Genomic DNA, 244 nt, shown 5'->3' with positions numbered 1-244 from the left:
CGGTGTTCATGTCGTGGGTACGACGGCGGTCATCACCGGTGTTCTTGCGCAGCTCGATGAACTCTTCGATGTCCATGTGCCAGGTTTCCAGGTAGGCACAGACAGCGCCCTTGCGCTTGCCACCCTGGTTCACGGCTACCGCGGTGTCGTTGACCACTTTCAGGAAGGGCACGACGCCCTGGGACTTGCCGTTGGTGCCCTTGATGTAGGAGCCCAGTGCACGTACCGGAGTCCAGTCGTTGCC

1 protein-coding gene is annotated in these 244 nt (G+C 61.1%); it reads right to left on the bottom strand.

Translation table 11 applies throughout. The features are described from left to right. Positions 1 to 244 (bottom strand): hypothetical protein (locus R0J88_RS22665; protein WP_410901272.1); only part of this gene is annotated, 244 nt, incomplete at both ends.

Source organism: Pseudoalteromonas sp. SIMBA_162, from assembly GCF_046535955.1.
Classification (GTDB): Bacteria; Pseudomonadota; Gammaproteobacteria; order Enterobacterales; family Alteromonadaceae; genus Pseudoalteromonas; species Pseudoalteromonas marina.
This window is presented reverse-complemented; position numbering and strand designations above follow the sequence as displayed.